This window comes from Natronomonas halophila, assembly GCF_013391085.1.
GTDB classification, from domain to species: domain Archaea; phylum Halobacteriota; class Halobacteria; order Halobacteriales; family Haloarculaceae; genus Natronomonas; species Natronomonas halophila.
This window is the reverse complement of sequence record NZ_CP058334.1, coordinates 675,124-695,328: the sequence shown is the minus strand read 5'-3', so window position 1 is coordinate 695,328 and position 20,205 is coordinate 675,124. Positions and strand designations below refer to the sequence as shown.

Genomic DNA, 20,205 nt, shown 5'->3' with positions numbered 1-20,205 from the left:
TGAGGGTGCGGCCGGCGGCATCAAAGCCGTACCGGCGGCGGAAGGATGCTCGATAGGACGAGCGTGCAAACTTAGCGGTGTGATTCGATCTCGATTACCGGATTACCCCGCTCGTCCGCATCGATCGTGACCGTCGTCGTATCTGCCTCAAAGCGGAGCGTCATATTCAAATGTCCATCTTGGAAGAGGCCGTCCAACGCATCAGTATTGATGTCGTTGTTGATTATCCAATCCTGTTCGATAATATCTTCATGATGCGCCTGTGCAACCGCGCTGACAACCGCCATGCTTAATGATTCCTCCTCTTCTGCTACGTAGCGAAACTGTTCAACATCCATAGACATTTCTGCACTACCTATCAAAAAGAGGGTTATTACCATAGAATATCTGTTAGTTCCCGTTTACCTACACCGACCGTTTCATCGATACCCTCTACCGACTGATTCAGGGTGTTACTGCTTCTACGTGCCCCGACCGAAGTCGGTGTGAGAACGCGACTGCGAATCTAGTAGTATTTTCATGTTCATCTTATTCAACCGGAGTATGGACACTCGCCTGTGGCGTCTGCGGATTAGCGGTTGGGGTGCCGTAGCGGTCGGCATCGTCGGGTCGGCCTTCGCATTCACCCTTTTAGGTACGGATGGATTGTTTGGGCTGGTATGTATCGCCCTTTTCGCCGTCTGCGGTGTCGGTGGCGTATTTCTGCTTAGCGGTCGTGAGCGATGCTTCTATTATGTACTCCCCGTCATCGGCACCCTTGCTCTCGTCCTTGCGGGCTTGTACTATCTCTGGTACGGATTTGCGACACTGACGCTTGCGCTTCTGCTTGTTACTGTTGCAACACTGGCAAAAAGTTTGCAAGCGTACCACATCTACGACAGAAACGCGTAATTTAGGTCGAATTCGATGGTTTCGTGTTCGAACAGTTGTTGGAGTCTGGTCGTTGCATCGGTATCAGTGTTTAACAACGATTGCGACAGCCGCTGAAAGTAGGGCAACTCCCCGCCGGCTCTCGGTGTACAAATGCTGTGTGCCATTAGACGAACTCCGTGCCTGTGGTGGGCCGCGCGTCCTTTCTGACCTTGCACTCTAGGTGTGTGTGCTGTGGTACCAATAATCTCTGGATAGGTCCCTGGACTGGCGCCCAGAGGACCTTCGGCCCGCAGCGCCGCAGGCGCCCCGTGCAAAAAGTGGCTTAGAACCGCTTCTCGACGCTTTCGGCGTGGGCTTCCAACCCTTCCGCTCGCGCGAGCGTGGTCACGGTCTCACGGAGGTCCGAAAGCGCGTCCTCGTCGAGTTTCTGGACCGTCGTTGACCGGACGAAATCGTCGACCGAGAGGCCGCCGGTGACCTTCGCGAGGCCGCCCGTCGGCAGCACGTGGTTCGGCCCGGAGGCGTAATCGCCAGCGGCGACGGGGGAGTAGCCGCCCAAAAAGACACTGCCCGCCGAATCGATGCGGTCCAGTACGCCCTCGTCGTCCTCGGTGACGATAGAGAGGTGTTCGGCGGCGTATTCCTCGGCGAAGAGGACGGCCTCGGGCATTGACCGCGTGAGAAGGACCCCGGAGGCGTCGTTGTCGAGGGCGGCCTCGATGACCTCCGTGCGTTCGCGTTCGGCGGCCTGCCGATCGCACTCCTCGACGACGGCCTCGGCGGTGTCCTCGTCGGCGGTGACACAGACCACGGAGGCGTTGGGGTCGTGTTCGGCCTGTGCGACCATATCGGCGGCGACGAGTTCGGGGTCGGCCGTCTCGTCACAGAGGACGAGCAACTCCGAGGGGCCGGCGAGGAAGTCGATTTCGACGTCGCCGCGAACCTCGGCCTTGGCGGCGGTGACCCACTTGTTGCCCGGGCCGACGATTTTCTGGACCGCGGAGACGCTTTCGGTGCCGTAGGCCAGTGCGGCGATGGCCTGAGCGCCGCCGACCTGATAGACGGCGTCGGCGTCGGCGACGTGGATTGCGGCCAGCGTCGCGGGGTTGATGGTCTCGGCCGGCGGGGTGGCGACGGCGACGTGGTCGACGCCCGCAACCTTGGCGGGAATGACGCCCATCAGCACGCTGGAGGGGTAGGCCGCGGTGCCGCCGGGGGCGTAGACGCCGACGCGTTCCAGCGGTCGGTATCGGCGGCCCAACTCCCGGCCGTCGAACTCCTTGCGCCAGTCCTCGGGGGCCTGTCGCTCGTGGAAGGCCTCGATGTTGTCGGCGGCCGTCTCGATAGCCTCGCGGAGTTCGTCGTCGATTTCCTCGTAGGCGCGTTCCGCCTCGTCGGTGATGTCGATGTTGCCCACCTCGACGTCGTCGAACTCGCTGGCATAGGAGCGAAGCGCGACGTCGCCTTCCTCGCTGACCCGGTCGACGATGTCGCGGACCGAATCCCGCACCTCGGCGACGCCCGCATCGCGTTCGAACAGCGCCGCTCGCTCGCCGGGCGAGAGGTCGGCTACGGCTCTCACGTTCATGTGCGATACGTGGGTAGCGGAGCGGAAAGCGGTTTCCATCGTGGGACTCGGCGATGTACTCATACGGCCACGGGCCGTAGTTTAGGTATGAACGCAACGAGGACGGCCGACGCTGACGGCGACGGAAACACGGTGCGCGTGTGGCTCGCCGAACGCACCTACGGCGACGACGAGCAGAACCTCATCATCCTCACCTACGCGACGCTGGACGGCGAGCGCTACCTCCGCAAGGAGCGCGCGCTGACGAGTTTCACGGGGCCCGGACGGGAGACGAAAGCCGCCTTGGATGTCGCTCCGAGCGAACTCGGCGAGGCGTCCGCGGACGAACAGGAATACCTCGCTCAGGCCGCCCAGCGGACCGCCGAGCGGAACGAGCCCGACGACGCCATCTGAGCGGGCGTCCGGTCCTATCGACGAAAAACACTATCCCTCCCAGTCGCCAAGGGTGGGATAATGCTGAGCGCCGTGATGGAGGACTACATAAAGGCCATCTACGCCATCCAGAACGAGACGGGCGAACGGGTGGGCACCTCCGAGTTGGCCGATTACATGGACGTGACCTCGCCGACAGTCTCCAGTATGCTGGGCAAACTGGAAGACCGTGGTCTCATCGACCGCGAGGAGTACCGCGGCGTCACGCTCACCGACGAGGGCGAGGTCGTCGCCCTCGAAATCCTGCGGCACCACCGCCTGCTGGAGTCGTTTCTCACCGAGCAACTCGATTACGACTGGGCCGACGTTCACGAGGAGGCCGACCGCCTCGAACACCACGTCTCCGACGAGTTGACCGAGCGCATCGCCGAGGTGCTCGGCAACCCCGGCGTCGACCCCCACGGCGACCCGATTCCCGACGCCGACCTCCGATTGCCCGACGCCGAGGAGACCAGTCGGCTCTCGACCGCCGAGGAGGGCGACGAGGTCGTCGTCCGGCGCATCCGCCATCAGGGCGACGAGGAACTGCGCTATCTCGCCGACGCGGGCATCGAACCCGGAATCGAACTCGAAGTGCTGGAAATCGCACCGTTCGGACTCGTTACGGTGCGAACCCCGGAGGGCGAACAGAGTTTGCCCGAAGAAATCGCCCGGCTTATCGAGACTGCGCCCACGACCGAAGCCGAGGCATAAAGTACCACCACGCGGCGACGGCGACCGCCACCGCACAGGCCCCGAGGAAGAAGGCGACGACGGGGTCGAGTGCGGTCAGCGCCGCGGCCCCGCTTTCGGCCCCGCTCGGCGCGTCCGCCGTCTGGAAGGTCACGTCGGTTCGTTCCGGTTCTCGGGTCAGCCAATCGTGGACGACGGCGAAGACGATAGTCGCGATACCCACCGTCGCGACGAGGCCGAACAGCCGCGTCAGGGCGTCACGGAGGCGGGAACTGTCGCCGTCCTCGCCGGCAAAGAGGACGACGGCCTCGCTTGCGGGCCCGTAGACGGTCATCTCGTTGCCCTTCTCGGAGTAGCCGGTGCCGGCGGGTTCGATGAGGTCGGCGGTTTCCAGCCGGTCGACGTGGTAGTGGACGTTCTGTAGGGAGGTACCGACGTGGTCTTCGAGTTCGGCGGGGGTCCGCGGCTCGTCGTAAATCAGGGCGAGTATCCGGCGGGCGGTTTCGGACCCGAGGGCGTCGAAGGTTTCGCCGGCCGCGTCGCCGTCGATATCGAGCACTCGTGGTTCGTCGGGCGACGACGACACCTCGAGGCGACTCGGCAACAGACTCATTGACGGTGATTGCCCCCGGGGGAGAATACCCCTTGCGGTAGTTCAAATCGTGGTTTCACTCTTCGAGCGGGCGGATGCCGGCGACGGCAAGCGCCGACTGAACGGTCAACAGGACGATGAGCGCACCGCCGGCCAGCATCGTCGGTGCCGAAACGAGTTTGGCCGTCTGGGCGGAGACGACCAGCCGCGAGAGGCCCATGACGATGAAACTCAGAAGGACGAGGCCGAGCGCCAGCGCCGAGAGCTTCACGAACGTGTTCTGTCGCATCAGCGGTCGCTATTCGGTCGGTGCTACGGCTATAAAAGGGTGGTTGTGTGGCGTTAAATCTCGCCCTGCTCTTCGAGGCCTTCCATGATGTCGTCGACGAGCGACTCGACGTCATCGTACGGGAATTCCTGGCTGTCCCCGCCCTTGGTGTTGAGTTCCATGGCGGTCATGGAGAAGTCACCGGACTCGAACTTCGTGCCGGGGCCCTGCGGGAGGGCGGGCACGAGGTCCATGGGGCTGTTGACAGGGTAGTCTGCGCCTTCGAACGCGTCGATGAACTGCTGACGGAGATCGTCTTTGTCGACCATTGCATACGTAGGTCAACGTACACCCCATTTAATGTTGTGCTGCGCATTGCCGCTCCATTTAACTATGTAAGATTTAGGTGATGGGGCGGACGCTACGGAACCGCTCTCGGAGTAACCCTCCCTGCTCGGGGCCGGCCGTCGGCCGGCGTCTTTTAGTGTGTTTCACCCTGCTATGTCGATATGGATGATAGCGACGGGATGAACACCGCCACGTCCACCGAGGACGTCCTCGCGCGAGTCTTCCGGAGCAGCCGGACGAACGCGATACTGGCGTGGTTGCTGGTCGCGGTTCTCGCAGCCGTTTTCGTCGAGACGGTCTGGAACTTCGACCGGCTATGGATGGCCTTCGTCGCCACGACGGCGGCCATCGTCCTCCTGCCGCCCGTCGCCCATCGTGACTGGCAGGTCATGCTCCCGTGGGAGTTGCTCGTGTTGGCGTTGCTGCCGATTCTCGCCCGCGCGAACGCCGGCGGCGAACTCGGCCTGTTCGCCTACTACCTGTCGATTGCCGCGCTCGCGCTGCTGATCACCGTCGAACTCCACATGTTCACGCGACTGCAGATGACCCACTGGTTCGCCATCCTCTTCGTCGTCATGGCGACGATGGCCTCGACGGCCGCCTGGACTGTCGTCCGCTGGAACATGGACCGCACCTTCGGCACCGACCTGCTCGGTGACCTGCAGGAACGGGGCGCCGACCTCCTGCCGCCCGGCCACACCGCACAGGAGGCCGCCAACGCCGGCCTGATGGTCGAATGGGTCTACGTCGCCCTCGCCGGCGTGGCCGCGGGCGTGCTCTTCGACGCGTACTTCAAACGCCGCGGACATCAACTCCGGCGCCGCCTCCGGAGCGTGATTCGCCGGTGACGCTGCTGCCGCGCCCCTCGCCGCCGAACCAGCGGCGACTCACCCGCGGGATGCAACTCGCGTTGGTCGCTATCGTCGTCTACGGGCTTCTCGTCGGCGCGCCGAAAGCCATCACCAACGGCGTCATCGCGCTGTGTATCACGTTCGTCCCGTCGCTGCTGGAACGGAACTACGACATTCCGCTGGACCCGTGGCTCGGCCTCTGGATTACGCTGGCGGTGTTTCTGCACACGATGGGGTCGGCGGGCCTCTATCAGCAGATTCCCTGGTGGGACCACATCACCCATGCGATGTCGGCCACGCTCGTCGCCGGCGTCGGCTACACCTTCGCCCGTGGCGTGGACCTCCACAGCGACGAAATTCGCCTGCCGCGACGATTCTATTTCGTCTACGTCCTCGTTATCGTCCTGGCGTTCGGCGTCGTCTGGGAACTCTTCGAGTTCGGCCTTGACATCCTTGCGAACACCACGGGCGTCGATATGCCGCTGGCCCAGCACGGCCTCGACGACACCGTCAAGGACCTGATGTACAACTCCCTCGGTGCGATACTGGTCGCCGCGTTCGGTCAGGCGCATCTCTCCGGGCTCGCTGATACGGTCCGGATGAACCTGCTCGGGGAGCGATAGCGTCAAAGCGTTCATAGTCAATGCTCGCGTGTATCCGATAATGGTGAGACGACGGCTCTCGGAGTATCGGTCGAGGGTCCGTTCCCGACTCGAGACGGCCTTCGCGGGCGAGCACTCGCCACAGCAGGTCGCCCGGAGTTTCGCGCTCGGCGTCTTCATCACCGCACTGCCGACTTTCGGAACCGGGGTCCTCGCCTTCGGCGTCATCGCCGCCCTCTCGGAGAGCGTCAGCAAAATCGCGCTGCTGGCGTCGGTGGTCGTACTCAACCCCGTCGCCAAGTGGGGCGTCTACGCCGCGAGTTTCTGGCTCGGGATTCAACTGCTCGGGCCGCCCGAGGGTATCTCCGTCGCCAGCTATACCGTCTCCTTCAGTGCCGCTCCGGACGTCGTCTCACGGCTTCTGCTCGGCAACCTCATCATCGCCGTGGTCCTCACCATCGCCGGCTACGCCTTCGCCTTCCGCGTCATCCGGGAGATGCACGAACGCGACCTCGGTATCTCGGAACTGGTCTCCAGCGAATAAGCCGCTCGCTGTCTCCGCTTAACTGACCAGTTCGTCGATGTTGCTCAGCGTGAGGTCGGTTCCCTTGCTCTCGCCGGGCAGAATGTCGCCCAGCGAGGCGCCGATGGACGCCGCCGTCCAGATGACCGTTATTCGGGCGACCATCTCCACGGAGGTCGGGTCGCCGATGAACATCCGGCCCCACATGACCATCAGGCCGGCCGCCGTCAGAAACGAGATGGTGAGGACGCCGACGAGTCGTCGCGGTACCAGCCCGAATATCGGGTTCGTGATCTGAATCTCCCGGAAGTCGACCGCATAGAGCAGTCCCGTCGTCAGCGCGACGACGAAGACGGCGTTGGCGACCAGGAAGACGGGAACGCCCGAGACCAGCGAATCGAGGAGATACTGAGCGATGACGAAGACGCCGTCCTCGACCAGAAGCGGCAACCCGAAGATGATGCTGCCGACGAACGCCTCTCCCAGGTCTCGACTCGTGTACTTCGAGATGCGCTCGCTGACCGGCAGGTGCTTCAGCATCCGTTTCGTGTGTCGCAGTTCCTCCTGACCTTCGGAGGTGGTAATCGACCCCTCCAGTTCCTCGAGTTGGTCGAGGATGTCGCCGACGTCGATGCCGTCGCCTCGCGGGTCCGGGCCGTCGCTGCTCATGGCCTACAATCACCTATCGCCGACTAAAAGCTGCGCCCCACCGAAGCGGTCGGGATTTATCACTACCCCGAATCCACGTCCGGTATGCCATCTCCACTCGACTGCGGGAGGCAACGGTGACGACGCTGATAAACGGCGTCCTCGGCGGTCTCATCGCGAGCGCGGTGGCCGCCATCGCCATTCACGTGCTCGGCGGGCCACGTCCCTTCGAGGTACCGGGCGAGGACGCCACCAGGGTTCGTTGGCGGGTCCTGCAGGCAACGCTCGGCTACGGCGCCATCGCTGGACTCGGGTTCATGGTAATCGAGTTATACGTCGTCGGGTTGCTCGGTGTTCCGCCCACCTTCGTCGAGGCGTTCGCGGCCGCCGGCCTCTGGGCGGCGGTGATGCTCGCCGTCTCGGCGCTCGCATCGTACGTCAGCGAGAAACACGTACTCGGCGGGGTTCGTCGTCTGCTGGTCTTCCATCTCCTCTTTGCCGTCGCGTTCGGCCTCTGGATTCGGGTAACGTGGATTACGTGACGTAGCGCAAACCACGACACTCCGCTCCGGTACCGCGACGTTTCGGCGATGCTGGCCGGATGCGGACGGGTTCCTGTGGGATAGTGGCCGGGTACGTACCAACTTCGTTACCCGCTCCTCGGATTGAAGTATATTTGTGCCCAATAATCGAGGATGGAAGCGACAGACAAACCCGATGACGAGGTCGTCAAGCCCGGAGAACCAGTATACAGCGGCGACGGGACGTTTCTGGGCCGGGTCAGCAGTCTCAACGAAGCAGGTTTCGAGGTCGAGGAAATCGGGACGACCGACTCCGACGGCGTCGACCAGGAGGAACTCCCCGGTCAGGAGTTCGGCGAGGGATACCTGATGTGGCGCTGCACCGAGTGCGGCGAGATGGGCGAACTCGAGGACGACATCCCTGACTCCTGCCCCGGCTGTGATGCGCCGCGGGAAGCCATCGAAGAAGTACAGGAAGACTGAACGGCCGAGCGAGCTTGCGACACCTCTTCTGACAGCGAACAGCGCGGTCGGGGATGCCCCGCTATTCGGCGTCCTCGTCGTCCGAGCCGACATCCACGTCGGCGTCATCGCCGGCCAGGGCGATGTGGCCGTAGTTGAGCAGGCCGACGAAGACTGACCCGCCGATAACGTTGCCGACGGTCGCCACCAGCAGGAACCCGCCGAAGACCGGCAGACCGACGCCCTGTCCGAGCAGCATGGCCGTCAGCAACTCCGTCGTCCCGAGGATGACGTGGTGGAACGGCCCGAAGCCGATGGTGGCGGTTATCAGCAACACGACGGTGACCCGGCCGATGGTGTCGCGGCTGGCGGCCGCCAGCCATGTCGCGAGGCCCATCAGCCACCCGGCGATGACGGCACTCAGGAGGACGACCCACCACGAAAGGCCCGTCAGCGCGTCCGCCAGCGCCCCCGCCGCGCTCGGGGTGACGATGCCCATCGGCGGCCCGACGGTCGCAATCAGCAGCGCGAACCCTGCACAGCCCAGCATATTGCCTGCGTAGATGATACTCCAGAGCCGTCCCAATTTCGCGAGGCCGATACGGCCGTCGAGAACCGGCAGAACGGCCATCGTGGCCTGCGCGGTGAACAGTTCGGTCTGCCCGATGACGACGAAGAGGAACGCGATGGCGGAGACGAAGGCCAGCACCGCCTGTTTGGTCAGGTCGGAGCCGAACCCCCCGGCGTAGGTCAGCGCCATCGCCATGAACAGCACGCCGAAACTGAGGTTCAGTCCCGCCGAAACCCCCGAGAGGAACAACCCCTTCCCCGGCCGGCCGACCTCCTGGAGGGCGTTTTCCATCTCGCGTTCCAGGATGTTCCGATACGACAGCGTCGCACCGCTCGGGTCGTCGTCTGAGGACATGGGGAAGCCACAGTATTCGACGGGGAGACGAATAAATCCGGCTGCTAAATGGGGAGAAGGCTGTCGCTGTATGCGAGAATGTGCGTGGAATACTACCGGAGGAGGCTCCATTAGCGGACCTGTACTGAAGTACGTCAGTACATTCATTACATCAGCACTCTAATTTCGTCGTATGCCGGTGAGCATCGACGAGTTCGAATCGGGGGACCTGCCGGACGGTCCGAGCGTGCCCGAGCAAGTCATCACGTATCTCTACACGCACCGGGACGCAGCGTTCACCCGATCGGAGATTGCTACGGCTATCGACGAAGACCCGAACACGGTTGGGACCGCGCTTACGCGGTTGAAGGAGCGCGACCTCGTCCGCCATCGAGGAGAATACTGGGCAATCGCGGAAGATGAGCAGCGAATCGCCGCCGCCTACGACCTGCATCGGGTGAGCGAACGACTCGACGAAGACGACGGCGGCATCGATTCGGAGGATTGGGATGCCGTCGCTCCTGATAACCCCCATCCGAGCGAGGACGGATAACCGATGGAGCCCGAACGCGGTGACGTAGTCCGCAGTACCGACCCGTTCAAACTCGGTGCTGACCGACAACGACCGTGGCTCATCGTGAACAACGACACCCACCCGTTCGGGGACGAACAATACGTCGCGGTTGCCGTCTCAACGAAGAGATACGAGGCCTCACTGCCACTCCACGAGTCTATCTGGGAGGTCGGCGGCGTCCCCCGCGAATCGTTCGTCTCGCCGTGGGCGGTCCATTCGCCCCGGAGTGAGGATCTCGTCGCGTGGCAGGGGCGGGTCACGGACGAGTTCGTGGACCGCGTTGTCGACTCGCTGGAGACGTTTCTACGATAATTCGAAAGTGTACGCCCGCAACACTAACTTCCGACGTCACTCCAGGCGGCATGCCGTGGTCGGTCGGCTAACCCTCGTGGCGGGCGAGAGACGCGTAGCGTCTCCAATTGCCGAGACGGAGTCACCGTCGCGGCGGGTGACGCGTCAGCGCCACCGGATACGCGAGGCGGCGTCAGCCACCTCGCAGATTGGCGTCGGTAACACCCGACGCGGTGGGTCGAACGTGACCAGCGATGATGTCGCACACCCGGGTTCTCCGGTCCGTCATCGCTGCCCGTGGGGGCGGCTCTGTCGGGGACTAAAGGTGCGCGAGAAAGTCTAGGTCGCTTGCGGGCTTAAGTTACAGGGACCCGTAGTCGTCTTCGCGAATCTGGGCGTATCGGCCGTCGCGGAACCCGAACTTCTTCCATTTGTACTCCGCGAAGAGCTTCGCGCCGGTCCAGCCGGCGTAGACGGCTTCGTGGGCCGAGAAGGCGTCGTCGCCCTTGACGTCGCTGATGAGGCCGAACATAGTGTCCCAGTCGTCGGGTTCGTAACCCCGGACCATATCCGCGAAGACGCAGTTGCGCCGCACCTCGTCGCCGATGGCGTTGTGCCAGCGGTCGTTGTAGCTGTCGAGGTGGCCGCGGGCGGCCTGTGTGCCGGCAATCTGGCCGGTCCGAATCGCGACGTGGTCGCCGCCCTCGTGGAACTCCGAGGTCGCGCCCATGGCGCCGCCGACGATGGCGACGTTGGCATCGGTCGGCGACTCGATGGGCCGCGTCGAGGAGATGGGATAGGTCTCGGTGCCGCCGGATTTGCCGCGGTCCTCGACGAGCGGGAAGTCATCGAGGTCGTAGCCGGGATACTCCCGCTGGAGGAGGCGCTGGATGTAGGTGCCGCCCTGGGGGATGCGTTCGTCCTCCGGATTGAGCAGGCAGTAGTCCTCGCGGTTCGCCACGTCGTCGATGTCCATCCCGATGGGCATCGTCAGGCCGACGCGGGCGACCGGTTCGTCGTTCGGGAAGACCCACGGGTAGGCGGTGTGGCCGGGCATGTAGCCCCACCAGAACTTGATGCGGTCGTCCTCGAAGAGTTCCTCCGGAATCCGGCGGTACTCTTGATAGGCGATGTGGTTGGTCTTCCGGGAGTCGAGTTTCGCCATCTGGTCGTCGGCCAGCCAGTCTTCGAGGACGGTCCCCGTAATCGTCCGCTGGGGGCCGTCGGCGAGGATGAGGTAGTCGGCCTGAATCTCGGTGCCGTCCCGGAGCGTCAGCGTGTGGGTCGGCGCGCCGCTGAGGTCGCTGTCGACCTCGGCGACGGCGGTGCCGACGCGGTATTCGGCGCCGGCGTTTTCGGCGCGCTCGCGGAGCCAGTCGTCGAAGCGGGCCCGGTGGACGGTAAAGCCGAAATTGGGGTAGGACGAATCGATGCCCGTCGAGGTCAACTCGACGGATTCGTTGGGGCCGACGAACTCCGCGGCGTCGAGTTCCTGGTGTTTGACGTGCTCGGGAATCGGCTCACCGAGGTTCATGATGTCGACCCAGTAATCGAGGATACCGGCGGCGTCCGTCGAGTCGGGGCCGAGGGTCTCGCGGTCGGCCCGCGGGACGCCCTTCTCGATGACGACGGCGTCGGCACCCTCGCTGGCGGCCGCGTGGCCGGCGGAACTGCCGGCGGGGCCGCCCCCGACGATGGCGACGTCTACCTGTTGCATACACGCCTCGGCGTTCCCGTGGGGCTTAAAAGGATTGACCCGACGCCGCGATGTCCCCGGGTGGGCGGCCGTCTCGCCTCAGTACTCCGGGGATTCTTCCGGAATCCCCTCGCGCTGGTTGACCACGCGGGCCCACACGAACAGCGCGTCCGAGAGGCGGTTCAGGTACGCGATGGCGTCCTCGTTGACGTCCTCGGTGTCGGCCGAAAACGCCACGGCGCGGCGCTCGGCGCGGCGGCAGACCGACCGCGCGTGGTGGAGTTTCGACCCGGCGTCGCTGCCGCCCGGGAGGATGAAACTCTCCAGTGGCTCCAGTTCGTCGTCGTAGGCGTCCATCCAGTCTTCGAGGTCCTCGACGTGCTCGTCGGTCACCCGCGGCGCGTCCTCGTCCTCGCGGTCCGGGTTCGCGAAGTCGGCCTGAATGATGTGGAGGTGGTTCTGGACGGCGGCCAGTTTCTCGTCGATGTCGTCGTAGCCGGAGGGCCGAATCCGCCCGACCACGCTGTTGAGTTCGTCGACAGTGCCGTAGGATTCGATGCGGGGACTCGCCTTCGAGACTCGGGACATGTCTCGGAGGTCGGTCATTCCCTCGTCACCGCGACCGGTGTAGATTTTCATGTCCCTGACTTCGGTCCGCGGGGGCTTATAGGCGGAGGCTAGTTCTCATCGTCGGCCGTGCCAGCGTCCTCGTCGCTCGTCGGCTTGACAAACAGATACGCGAAGACGCCGATGGCGACCGCCAGCGGGAGGCCGAACTCGATGCCGGCCCGCAGTTCGCCGAGCAGATATCCGCCGAGCAGCATAAGGCCGAACGCCAGCGCGAAGAACGTCGTCGCCCTGATAAACCCGTCCTCTACGAAACTACGCATTACCCAAGAGACGCGCCGCTGTCGGGTAAACGGTGCGTTTCGACGCAAATGGATGAAGCGAGGCCCACGGAAACCGTGGGAAGGCACGCGACGAGCAGGCCCGTCAGGCCATGGATACAGCGTCGCCCGACGGGCCACAGGAGGGAGCATCCGCCGAGCGAAGCGAGGCGCGGGACCAAGGGCCGACCGTAGGTCCCGCGAACGGAGTGAGCGGGAGCGTTGGAAGACGAGCGAAGCGAGTCTTCCTGAGGGAGGCCCGCCGTGTCTTTTTCATCGAAGTTTTTGCCGGCGCGCGAAGCGCGCCGTGCAAAAAGTTCGGTGTAAAACGTGGGTCCTAGAACCCTTTGCCCTGAAGCTCTCGGGCGATAATCATCTTCTGGATTTCGGTGGTGCCCTCGTAGATTTGGGTAATCTTGGCGTCGCGGTAGAAGCGTTCGACGTCGAAGTCGTCGACGTAGCCGGAGCCGCCGTGAATCTGGACGGCCTCGTTGGCGTTGCTGACGGCGGTGCGGGAGGCGAACTCCTTGGCCATCGAGGCGAGCTTGGTCAGCTGGCCGTCGGAGTGGTCGACCGACCAGGCGGACTTGTAGGTGAGGTTACGGGCGGCCTCGGTTTCGGTGTGCATGTCGGCGAGTTTGTGCTGGATGGCCTGGAAGTCGCCGATGGGGCGGCCGAACTGTTCACGCTCTTGAGCGTAGTCGAGGGCGCGCTCGGCGGCGCCCTTGGCGATACCGACACCCTGTGCGGCGACGCCGGTACGCGTCTCGTCGAAGAAGTTCATCTGCTGGAGGAAGCCGGCACCGCGGGTGCCGACGAGGTTCTCCTCGGGGACGCGAACGTCGTCGAGGATGAGTTCGGCGGTGTCGGACGCGCGGATTCCGAGTTTGCCCGTGATTTTGTCGGCTTCGAAGCCGTCGCGGTCGGATTCGACGATGATCTGAGAGAAGCCGTTGTAGCGGCCCTCGGCCTCGGGGTCGGTCTGACAGAGGACGACGAAGAAGTCGCCGATGGAGCCGTTGGTAATCCACATCTTGTTGCCGTTGATGACCCACTCGTCGCCGTCCTTCTCGGCGCGCGTGCTCACGCTGGAGACGTCCGAGCCGGTGTCGGGTTCGGAAATCGCGGCGCCGGAGATGGCGTCGCCCGTGGCGACGGGTTCGAGGTACTCCTCTTTCTGGTCCTCGGTACCGTATTCGATGATGGCCTCCGTACCGAAGCCGGTCGAACAGAGACACAGGCCGATACCGGGGTCGGCGGCGAACAGTTCCTCGACGATGATGGCGGTGTCGAGCACGTCGTAGCCGGCGCCGCCGTAGTCGAAGGGAATCTGGGGTGCCAGCAGGCCCATCTCGGCGGCCTTATCGACGACGTCCCAGGGGTATTTCTCTTCGCGGTCGTATTCCTTGGCGACCGGAATGATCTCGTTTTCGGCGAAGCGCTGGACCTCGCTTTTCAGTTGCTCTTGTTCTTCGGACAGTTCGAAGTCCATACCGCCATGTTAGACTGCTAGTATAAAACACCAACTTTTCCTAACGACGTTTGCAGCATCTCTACTGCTTGTTTACAACGGTAACCGGTTTACGCCGGTCCGTTTATCAAAGGTCGACGTACTGGTTTTCCCATTCGCGGCGGGCTTCGATCTCTCGGCGGCCGCGACGGGTGAGGGTATAAAAGTTCGTCCGGCGGTCGCGCTGGCCCTTCTCGACGAGGCCCTTGTCGACGAGGGTATCGAGGTTGGGGTAGAGGCGGCCGTGGTGAATCTCCTTTTCGTAGTAGTCCTCGAGTTCCTCTTTGATCGCTAGCCCGTGTGGTTCTTCGCGTCCGGCGATGACGTACAGTAGGTCTCGCTGGAATCCTGTCAGGTCGTGCATCGGTAAGTTCTGTTCGTATGTTACTGTCGAATTAGGTTAAATATATCGAACCCTATCTGGCGCCACTCGCGAAACCGTCCCGAAGAACGCGGTTTACACCCCGCTTTGAATACACCGGCGAATACGGAACGTGATAAAAAACCGGAACGTGTGAGTGAGTTGGTATGAGGTGTCAGCTGATACCACAGTTCCCTTACGGCTTATGAGGGTCGGGGGCGTTCCTTCGGTATGGAAGAAATCCTCTTCGAAAGCGAGCAGCGACAGTCCCGAAGCGACACCGCGGCGATGCTGCGGTCCATCGCGGACAAACTCGACAGCGGCGACGCGGTGACGCTGTCGGCCGGCGAGGAGTCGGTCACGCTCGACGTGCCGGCAACCCACGCCTTCGAGGTCAAGGTCGAACGCGAGACGGAAGCCGGCGGCTCGGAGTTGGGCCTCGAGTTCGAACTGGAGTGGGACGAGAACGGCGACGGAGACGAGTCGCTGGATATAGCCTGACCTGTCGAGCGTTGTTTAGCGAGAGGAAAGCAGCCGACCGGCAGAAAACGCCGGTCGGCCGCTTGCCGCCCTGAATAGGTCCCCGCTGACGCTTCGGCCCTCCAAGCGAAGCGTCACCTGATACAAGCGGGTATTGAGGTATAAATGTACCGCCCACGGCGAAGTCAACCGCCGCCCTAGATATACTCCTCTTCGAGGACCCACCCGAGCGCCCGCTTGTAGTACGTAAACATCTGCCGGACGCCCTCGTGGTTCATGTTCTCGTCGTCCAGTTCTTCTTTCAGGAACTCGTACTGCTCGCGAATCTCCTCTTCGTCGCGCATACCGGACACTGGGCGGCGGGACAAATGAAAGTAGGCGACACGGCGACCGGAAGCCCCAACTCCGCGCCGGCCCCGAACGGGCCTATGCACGTTCACGTCATCGCGACCGGTGGTACCATCGCCTCGACCGCGGAGGGCGCCGATTCGGGCGCCGCGCCGACCCTCTCGGGTGCTGACCTCGTCGAGGCCGTCCCCGGAATCGAGGAGTACGCCGAGATAACCGTCGAAAGCGTCGCCGATTCCCCGGGATTCGACATGTCGCCCGCGGTCTGTGCCCGCGTCGCCGACCGTATCACCGAACGGGCCGACGACGTCGACGGCTTCGTCGTCACCCACGGCACCGATACGCTGGCCGAGACTGCGCGGTATCTCGACCTCACGACGGCGGCACCGGTCGTCGTCACGGGCGCCCAGCGCCGCCCCGACGAGGCCGGCAGCGACGGCCCGACGAACCTCCGAAGTGCGGTTCGGGTGGCGGCCAGCGAACGGCTCACCGAAGGCGCGTTCGTCGCCTTCGACGAGGAACTCCACGACGCCGCGACGGTCCGGAAATCCCACACCAGTGCGCTGGATACCTTCCGGTCGCCCGAAACCGGCCCCGTCGCCCGCCTGACCCGCAAGCGCATCCACTGGTACCGGGAGCCTTCGGCGCCCGCCGAGCGGTTGCCGGTCCCCGACCCCGAAGACCACCCGACGGTGCCGCTGGTGGTCTCCGCTTCCGGTGTCGGCCACGAGGCCTTCGCGGACGCCGAATCGCGCGGCGATGCCGTCGTCGTCGCAGGCACGGGCCTCGGCAACACCACGGCCGCAATCGGCGAGGCCATCGCCGACGCGGATTGCCCGGTCGTCCTTTCCTCCCGGTGTCACGCCGGGCCGACCGAACCGGTCTACGGCACCCCCGGCGGCGCTGCGACGCTGGCGGAATACGACCACGTCCGCTTTTCGCACGCGACGCCGTGGGCGACGCGCATCGAGTGCATGCTCGCGGTCGCTGCCGACCGACTGGACGAACGGTTCGACCGCTTCGAGGAATAGCCGGCTACTCTTCCGACGGTCCCAGGTCGATGCCCGTCTCCGAGTTCCCCGGAAGCGACGGGTCGTATCGGTGGCAGGAGACCGGGTGTTTCGTCTCCGCGGCGTCCGGCGACGGCGACTCGCGCTCGCAGACGCTCGTCGCTACGTCGGCCAGCGCTTCGCGCGCCTCATCGATGTCGTCGGCCGCGATGGCTCCGATGGCGGTCCCGAGAGCGGATTCGACGTCCGTATCGGCCACCTCGTCCGGGAGGTCGAAGGCGGCCCGAACCGTCGCGTCAAGGTCCGAATCGGTCCGTTCGGCCGGCGGCAGTTCCCGAAGTAGCGACGCCCGGAGTTCGGCCGCGTCGGCCCACTCCCGTTCCAGACGGAACCGGAAGGCGACGACGCCCTGCCAGTGCTCGCGGGGGAGGGCGACCTCTTCCGGCGGGATTATCGCCGGACACCGGGGATGGAACCGACAGCCCTCGGTCGGCAGGGCGTCGCGAGCGAGGCTTTCGCGGTCGGGGTCGCCGTCGCCGGTGAAACTCTCGAAGAGTGCCTGCGTGTAGGGGTGAGCGGGGTTCGCGAAGACGTCCTCGATGGGGCCGCGTTCGACGACCGTGCCGGCGTACATCACGACGACGCGGTCGGCCAGCGCGGCGACGACCCGGAGGTCGTGGGTGACGAGGAGGAGCGCGAGGTCCCGGTCCGCCCGGAGGTCGTCGATGAGGTCGATGATGCGGGCCTGAATCGTCACGTCGAGCGCGGAGGTGGGTTCGTCGGCGATGAGCAGCGCGGGCTCCGCAGCGAGGGCGATAGCGAGGGCGACCCGCTGGCACATGCCGTCGGAGAACTGGTGTGGGTACTCGTCGACGCGGGAATCGGCCGGCGAGATGCCGACCGTCTCCAACAGGTCGATAGCCCGCTCGCGGGCGTCGGTCGTGCTCACGTCGCGGTGGAGGCGAATCGCCTCGATAATCTGGTCGCCGACGGTGTAGACGGGGTCCAGCGCGCTCCGGGCGTTCTGGAAGGCGTAGCCGATTTCGGCGCCGCGTATCGAGCGGAAGTCCGTCTCATCGAAGGGGACGAGTTCCTCGCCGTCGAAGCGGACCGACCCCGTGACCTCGGCGGGCGGCGTCTCGACGAGGCCGGAGAGGGTGTCGCAGGTCATCGTTTTGCCGGAGCCGCTTTCGCCGACGAGACAGACCGTCTCGCCGCGGTCGATGTCGAAGGAGATGCCGTCGACGGCCCGGACGAGGCCGTCGTCGGTGTGGATGTGGGTTCGCAGGTCCTCGACGGAAAGCAGGGTGTCGCTCATGAGTCACCCCGCGGGTCCAGCGCGTCCCGGAGGCCGTCGCCGACCACCTTGCAGGCGGCGACCGTCAGAGCCAGCGCGATGGCGGGGAATGTCGAGTTCCACCAGACGACGGTCCGCGGGCCGTTGAACAGGCCTTCGCCGACGGTCATTCCCCACGACTGGAAGGCGACGTTGAAGCCGAGGAAGGACAGGCCGGCCTCGGTGAGGATGATGACCGCGACGAGGTGGAAGGCGGCGGGGACGGCGGTGTTGGTGACGTTCGGCAGGAGGTGTCGCCGGAGGATGTATCGGTCCGGCGCGCCCACTGCGCGGGCCGAGAGGACGTAGCCCTCCTCGCGGCGCTGGAGCGTCTCGCTGCGGACGATGCGGGCGATGCCGCCCCACGAGAGCAGGCCGAAGGCCACGAGGAAGACGAATATCGAATTGAGAACGAACATGAAGACGATGAGGTAGATGACGATGGCGGGCACGCTCAACTGGACGTCGACGTAGCCCATCAGCAGGTCGTCGACGAGGCCGCCGTAGTAGCCAGCGACGAGGCCGACGGCGGTCGCCAGCGGCACGATGACGCCGAGGGTCACGATGGCGGCGTAGGCGACCGGCCGGGCGCCGACCAGCAGGAGGTCGATCATGCCGTAGCCCCAGCGGTCGGTGCCGAGGGGGTACTCCCACGTCCCGTAACAGGGCCGCTGTGGGTCGTATCCCTCGGCAAGACGGCCGACGCAATCGCCCTGTGAGACGACGTAGGGGACGGTATCCCAGACGGGTGGCTGGAAGCTCTGGAGCGTCAGGTCGGGTCTGAAGTCGGTCAGAAGCGCCCACAGCGCCATGACGGTGACGCCGGCGAGAAAGACGAGGCTCAGGGCGGTCGCCGGCCGGCGCCGCAGTCTGGCGGCCAGTCGCACCGTTCGTCGGGGCGTCCGAAGGAGCGGCACGGCGCCGTAGGCCACCAGTACGAGGGCGGCAAACAGCAGCAACCAGTCCGCACGGGTGACGATCCAGCGCATGACGAGATACGCGCCGCCGTGCCGCTCGTGGTAGGTGTAGACGGCCCCCAGCGCCAGCAGGCCAACGAGGAAGACGACGTGTTCGAGCGCGGGGCGGGGCGGCGACTCCTCGATGCGCTCCCAGTCGATGCGTTCGAACTCCGCGACCGACGCCGAGGGCGGGCCCCCGTCGCCGTCGCTTGCACGCTGTCTGCTCATGGAGGGCAACTACGGGTGGGCGGGACCCCCACGCGAATAAAGGTTGGTATCGGACGGGGAATACGGTCCGTACCGAACCTGGTGAGGGCGTTTCCGGCGGTTTCTCCCCGTCGACGACGAAGGTTTGACAAGGGACGCCGCAACATCCTCCGGCGTATGCCCTCCATTACCGACCGCTCGGCGGGTGGTCGCCCGTGAGCCTCCTCCGACTCGTCGCCCAGCGAATCGCCCTCGGCGTCATCGCCGCGTGGGCCGTCCTGACGACGGTCTTTCTCGCGGTTATGGGGACGAAAAACTGGCATCTCGAAACCATCCTCGCGCTGGAGGGCCGCGGCGGAACCACGCCGGAGAAGGTCCGGGAGATACGGACGGAGTACCTCAGCGAGCGAGGTCTCGACCGGCCGCTGCACGAACAGTACGTCGACTGGATGAGCGGGATGTTCACCCTGCAGTGGGGCGAGTCCTTCCAGACCGGCGAGGCGGTGTTCCCGATGGTGATGAGCGCGACGGCCCGGACCGCGATGTACGTCGTCCCCGCGCTCGCGGTGGCGCTCGTGGTCGGCCTCGCAGTCGGCCTCTACGCCGCGATGAGCGAGCGGTCGGCCAGCGACACGTCGACGCGGGGGCTGACGTACCTGCTCTTCGGCCTCCCCAACTTCTGGGTCGGCGCGATGGTGCTATCGCTTGCGGGCATCGGCGTCCGATTCGGCCAGCGGTCGCAGGCGATTCGCCCCTCGACTCTGCCCTTCCTCTACGAGTACGTCCTGCCGATACTGCTCGTCGCGACGACGCTTTCGGCGGCCATCGTCAGTTACGCGCGGTCCTATTCGCTGCAGTACGTCTCGGCGGACCTGACGAAACTCGTGCGAGCGAAGGGCGGCGGCCGGTTGACGGTCGCCCGCCACGTCCTCCGGAACGCGGCCATCCCGCTCGTCTCGCTGGCGTTCGTCGAGACGCTGGCGCTCATCGCGCTGTCGATGTTCGTCATCGAGGCGCTGTTCACCATCGAGGGGCTCGGTCTCGTCTTCTACAATGCCATCTGGACGAGCGACTTGCCGGTCCTGATGGGGGCGACGCTCGTCATCGCCGCGGTCGGCGTCGTCGGCAACATCACACAGGACCTCGCGTACACGGCGCTGGACCCGCGGGTCGATACGGGCTCGCGATAGTCCCAAAGCGACGACCGCGGGGACCACGCTCCGACGACCCGGACGGACGCCGTTTTATACGTCTCCCGCGAA

28 protein-coding genes are annotated in these 20,205 nt (G+C 64.7%); 13 read left to right on the top strand and 15 right to left on the bottom strand.

Annotation, left to right across the window (positions count from 1 at the left end):
• Positions 1-71 precede the first annotated feature (71 nt).
• On the bottom strand, positions 72-338 hold the full coding sequence (locus tag HWV23_RS03865) for a HalOD1 output domain-containing protein (RefSeq protein WP_178289109.1): 267 nt from the start codon (positions 336-338) through the stop codon (positions 72-74).
• 205 nt (positions 339-543) lie between these two features.
• Here HWV23_RS03865 and HWV23_RS03860 point away from each other — a divergent pair, with 205 nt between their 5' ends.
• On the top strand, positions 544-891 hold the full coding sequence (locus HWV23_RS03860; protein ID WP_178289108.1) for a hypothetical protein: 348 nt from the start codon (positions 544-546) through the stop codon (positions 889-891).
• Between the two features lie 304 nt (positions 892-1,195).
• On the opposite strand, the gene hisD is transcribed toward HWV23_RS03860, so the two are convergent.
• Positions 1,196-2,461, bottom strand: coding sequence for a histidinol dehydrogenase (hisD, locus tag HWV23_RS03855; protein ID WP_178289107.1), 1,266 nt, complete (start codon positions 2,459-2,461; stop codon positions 1,196-1,198).
• Between the two features lie 87 nt (positions 2,462-2,548).
• Between hisD and HWV23_RS03850 the strand changes: the two genes are divergently transcribed.
• Positions 2,549-2,854, top strand: a complete 306-nt coding sequence (locus HWV23_RS03850; protein ID WP_178289106.1) for a DUF7967 family protein — start codon at positions 2,549-2,551, stop codon at positions 2,852-2,854.
• 60 nt (positions 2,855-2,914) lie between these two features.
• Positions 2,915-3,586, top strand: a complete 672-nt coding sequence (locus HWV23_RS03845; RefSeq protein WP_178289105.1) for a metal-dependent transcriptional regulator — start codon at positions 2,915-2,917, stop codon at positions 3,584-3,586.
• Here HWV23_RS03845 and HWV23_RS03840 read toward each other — a convergent pair.
• The 3 genes from HWV23_RS03840 to HWV23_RS03830 are packed head-to-tail and all read right to left on the bottom strand — an operon-like array spanning position 3,549 to position 4,754.
• The gene (locus HWV23_RS03840) at positions 3,549-4,178 is read right to left on the bottom strand and encodes an ArsR/SmtB family transcription factor (protein WP_178289104.1); all 630 of its coding nucleotides are present in this window, start codon (positions 4,176-4,178) and stop codon (positions 3,549-3,551) included. The two genes, HWV23_RS03845 and HWV23_RS03840, sit on opposite strands and share 38 nt — an antisense overlap.
• Positions 4,179-4,233: 55 nt before the next feature.
• Positions 4,234-4,446, bottom strand: a complete 213-nt coding sequence (locus HWV23_RS03835) for a hypothetical protein (protein WP_178289103.1) — start codon at positions 4,444-4,446, stop codon at positions 4,234-4,236.
• A 53-nt stretch (positions 4,447-4,499) separates the two neighbouring features.
• Complete coding sequence (locus tag HWV23_RS03830) at positions 4,500-4,754, bottom strand: MTH865 family protein (RefSeq protein WP_178289102.1); 255 nt, start codon at positions 4,752-4,754, stop codon at positions 4,500-4,502.
• A 180-nt stretch (positions 4,755-4,934) separates the two neighbouring features.
• Here HWV23_RS03830 and HWV23_RS03825 point away from each other — a divergent pair, with 180 nt between their 5' ends.
• The 3 genes from HWV23_RS03825 to HWV23_RS03815 are packed head-to-tail and all read left to right on the top strand — an operon-like array spanning position 4,935 to position 6,770.
• Positions 4,935-5,621: a hypothetical protein gene (locus HWV23_RS03825; protein WP_211693310.1), complete on the top strand. Its 687-nt coding sequence runs from the start codon at positions 4,935-4,937 to the stop codon at positions 5,619-5,621.
• The gene (locus HWV23_RS03820) at positions 5,618-6,247 is read left to right on the top strand and encodes a DUF2238 domain-containing protein (protein ID WP_178289101.1); all 630 of its coding nucleotides are present in this window, start codon (positions 5,618-5,620) and stop codon (positions 6,245-6,247) included. Before HWV23_RS03825 ends, HWV23_RS03820 begins: the two co-directional genes overlap by 4 nt.
• Positions 6,248-6,287: 40 nt before the next feature.
• Positions 6,288-6,770, top strand: coding sequence for a DUF2062 domain-containing protein (locus tag HWV23_RS03815; RefSeq protein ID WP_178289100.1), 483 nt, complete (start codon positions 6,288-6,290; stop codon positions 6,768-6,770).
• Between the two features lie 18 nt (positions 6,771-6,788).
• Here HWV23_RS03815 and HWV23_RS03810 read toward each other — a convergent pair whose 3' ends face one another.
• The gene (locus tag HWV23_RS03810) at positions 6,789-7,418 is read right to left on the bottom strand and encodes a DUF2391 domain-containing protein (RefSeq protein ID WP_178289099.1); all 630 of its coding nucleotides are present in this window, start codon (positions 7,416-7,418) and stop codon (positions 6,789-6,791) included.
• 116 nt (positions 7,419-7,534) lie between these two features.
• On the opposite strand from HWV23_RS03810, the gene HWV23_RS03805 reads away from it, so the two are divergent.
• Both HWV23_RS03805 and HWV23_RS03800 read left to right on the top strand, forming a co-directional pair.
• Complete coding sequence (locus tag HWV23_RS03805) at positions 7,535-7,939, top strand: hypothetical protein (RefSeq protein WP_178289098.1); 405 nt, start codon at positions 7,535-7,537, stop codon at positions 7,937-7,939.
• Positions 7,940-8,092: 153 nt separating this feature from the next.
• Positions 8,093-8,401, top strand: a complete 309-nt coding sequence (locus HWV23_RS03800) for a DUF7130 family rubredoxin-like protein (protein ID WP_178289097.1) — start codon at positions 8,093-8,095, stop codon at positions 8,399-8,401.
• 61 nt (positions 8,402-8,462) lie between these two features.
• On the opposite strand, the gene HWV23_RS03795 is transcribed toward HWV23_RS03800, so the two are convergent.
• A complete protein-coding gene (locus tag HWV23_RS03795; RefSeq protein ID WP_178289096.1) occupies positions 8,463-9,305 on the bottom strand; it encodes a formate/nitrite transporter family protein in 843 nt (280 codons plus the stop codon).
• 172 nt (positions 9,306-9,477) lie between these two features.
• Here HWV23_RS03795 and HWV23_RS03790 point away from each other — a divergent pair, with 172 nt between their 5' ends.
• Positions 9,478-9,837 (top strand): helix-turn-helix transcriptional regulator, encoded by a 360-nt coding sequence (locus tag HWV23_RS03790; RefSeq protein ID WP_178289095.1) that lies wholly within the window; start codon positions 9,478-9,480, stop codon positions 9,835-9,837.
• Positions 9,838-9,840: 3 nt separating this feature from the next.
• Positions 9,841-10,170, top strand: coding sequence for a hypothetical protein (locus tag HWV23_RS03785; protein WP_178289094.1), 330 nt, complete (start codon positions 9,841-9,843; stop codon positions 10,168-10,170).
• 340 nt (positions 10,171-10,510) lie between these two features.
• On the opposite strand, the gene HWV23_RS03780 is transcribed toward HWV23_RS03785, so the two are convergent.
• The 5 genes from HWV23_RS03780 to HWV23_RS03760 all read right to left on the bottom strand — a co-directional run bounded on the left by HWV23_RS03780 (position 10,511) and on the right by HWV23_RS03760 (position 14,606).
• Positions 10,511-11,866, bottom strand: a complete 1,356-nt coding sequence (locus tag HWV23_RS03780; RefSeq protein WP_178289093.1) for an NAD(P)/FAD-dependent oxidoreductase — start codon at positions 11,864-11,866, stop codon at positions 10,511-10,513.
• A gap of 78 nt (positions 11,867-11,944) precedes the next feature.
• The gene (locus HWV23_RS03775; protein WP_178289092.1) at positions 11,945-12,484 is read right to left on the bottom strand and encodes a cob(I)yrinic acid a,c-diamide adenosyltransferase; all 540 of its coding nucleotides are present in this window, start codon (positions 12,482-12,484) and stop codon (positions 11,945-11,947) included.
• A 38-nt stretch (positions 12,485-12,522) separates the two neighbouring features.
• Positions 12,523-12,735: a hypothetical protein gene (locus tag HWV23_RS03770; RefSeq protein WP_178289091.1), complete on the bottom strand. Its 213-nt coding sequence runs from the start codon at positions 12,733-12,735 to the stop codon at positions 12,523-12,525.
• 334 nt (positions 12,736-13,069) lie between these two features.
• Complete coding sequence (locus HWV23_RS03765; RefSeq protein WP_178289090.1) at positions 13,070-14,224, bottom strand: acyl-CoA dehydrogenase family protein; 1,155 nt, start codon at positions 14,222-14,224, stop codon at positions 13,070-13,072.
• Between the two features lie 106 nt (positions 14,225-14,330).
• The gene (locus HWV23_RS03760) at positions 14,331-14,606 is read right to left on the bottom strand and encodes a PadR family transcriptional regulator (RefSeq protein ID WP_178289089.1); all 276 of its coding nucleotides are present in this window, start codon (positions 14,604-14,606) and stop codon (positions 14,331-14,333) included.
• A gap of 228 nt (positions 14,607-14,834) precedes the next feature.
• On the opposite strand from HWV23_RS03760, the gene HWV23_RS03755 reads away from it, so the two are divergent.
• A complete protein-coding gene (locus HWV23_RS03755; protein ID WP_178289088.1) occupies positions 14,835-15,104 on the top strand; it encodes an amphi-Trp domain-containing protein in 270 nt (89 codons plus the stop codon).
• A 176-nt stretch (positions 15,105-15,280) separates the two neighbouring features.
• Here the strand turns inward: HWV23_RS03755 and HWV23_RS03750 are convergent, their stop codons facing one another.
• Positions 15,281-15,427 (bottom strand): hypothetical protein, encoded by a 147-nt coding sequence (locus HWV23_RS03750; RefSeq protein ID WP_178289087.1) that lies wholly within the window; start codon positions 15,425-15,427, stop codon positions 15,281-15,283.
• Between the two features lie 84 nt (positions 15,428-15,511).
• On the opposite strand from HWV23_RS03750, the gene HWV23_RS03745 reads away from it, so the two are divergent.
• Complete coding sequence (locus HWV23_RS03745; RefSeq protein ID WP_178289086.1) at positions 15,512-16,462, top strand: asparaginase; 951 nt, start codon at positions 15,512-15,514, stop codon at positions 16,460-16,462.
• A 4-nt stretch (positions 16,463-16,466) separates the two neighbouring features.
• Here the strand turns inward: HWV23_RS03745 and HWV23_RS03740 are convergent, their stop codons facing one another.
• Both HWV23_RS03740 and HWV23_RS03735 read right to left on the bottom strand, forming a co-directional pair.
• Positions 16,467-17,759, bottom strand: a complete 1,293-nt coding sequence (locus HWV23_RS03740; protein WP_178289085.1) for an ABC transporter ATP-binding protein — start codon at positions 17,757-17,759, stop codon at positions 16,467-16,469.
• Complete coding sequence (locus HWV23_RS03735) at positions 17,756-18,964, bottom strand: ABC transporter permease (protein ID WP_178289084.1); 1,209 nt, start codon at positions 18,962-18,964, stop codon at positions 17,756-17,758. Before HWV23_RS03735 ends, HWV23_RS03740 begins: the two co-directional genes overlap by 4 nt.
• A 194-nt stretch (positions 18,965-19,158) precedes the next feature.
• On the opposite strand from HWV23_RS03735, the gene HWV23_RS03730 reads away from it, so the two are divergent.
• Positions 19,159-20,133, top strand: coding sequence for an ABC transporter permease (locus tag HWV23_RS03730; protein ID WP_178289083.1), 975 nt, complete (start codon positions 19,159-19,161; stop codon positions 20,131-20,133).
• Positions 20,134-20,205: the final 72 nt, after the last annotated feature.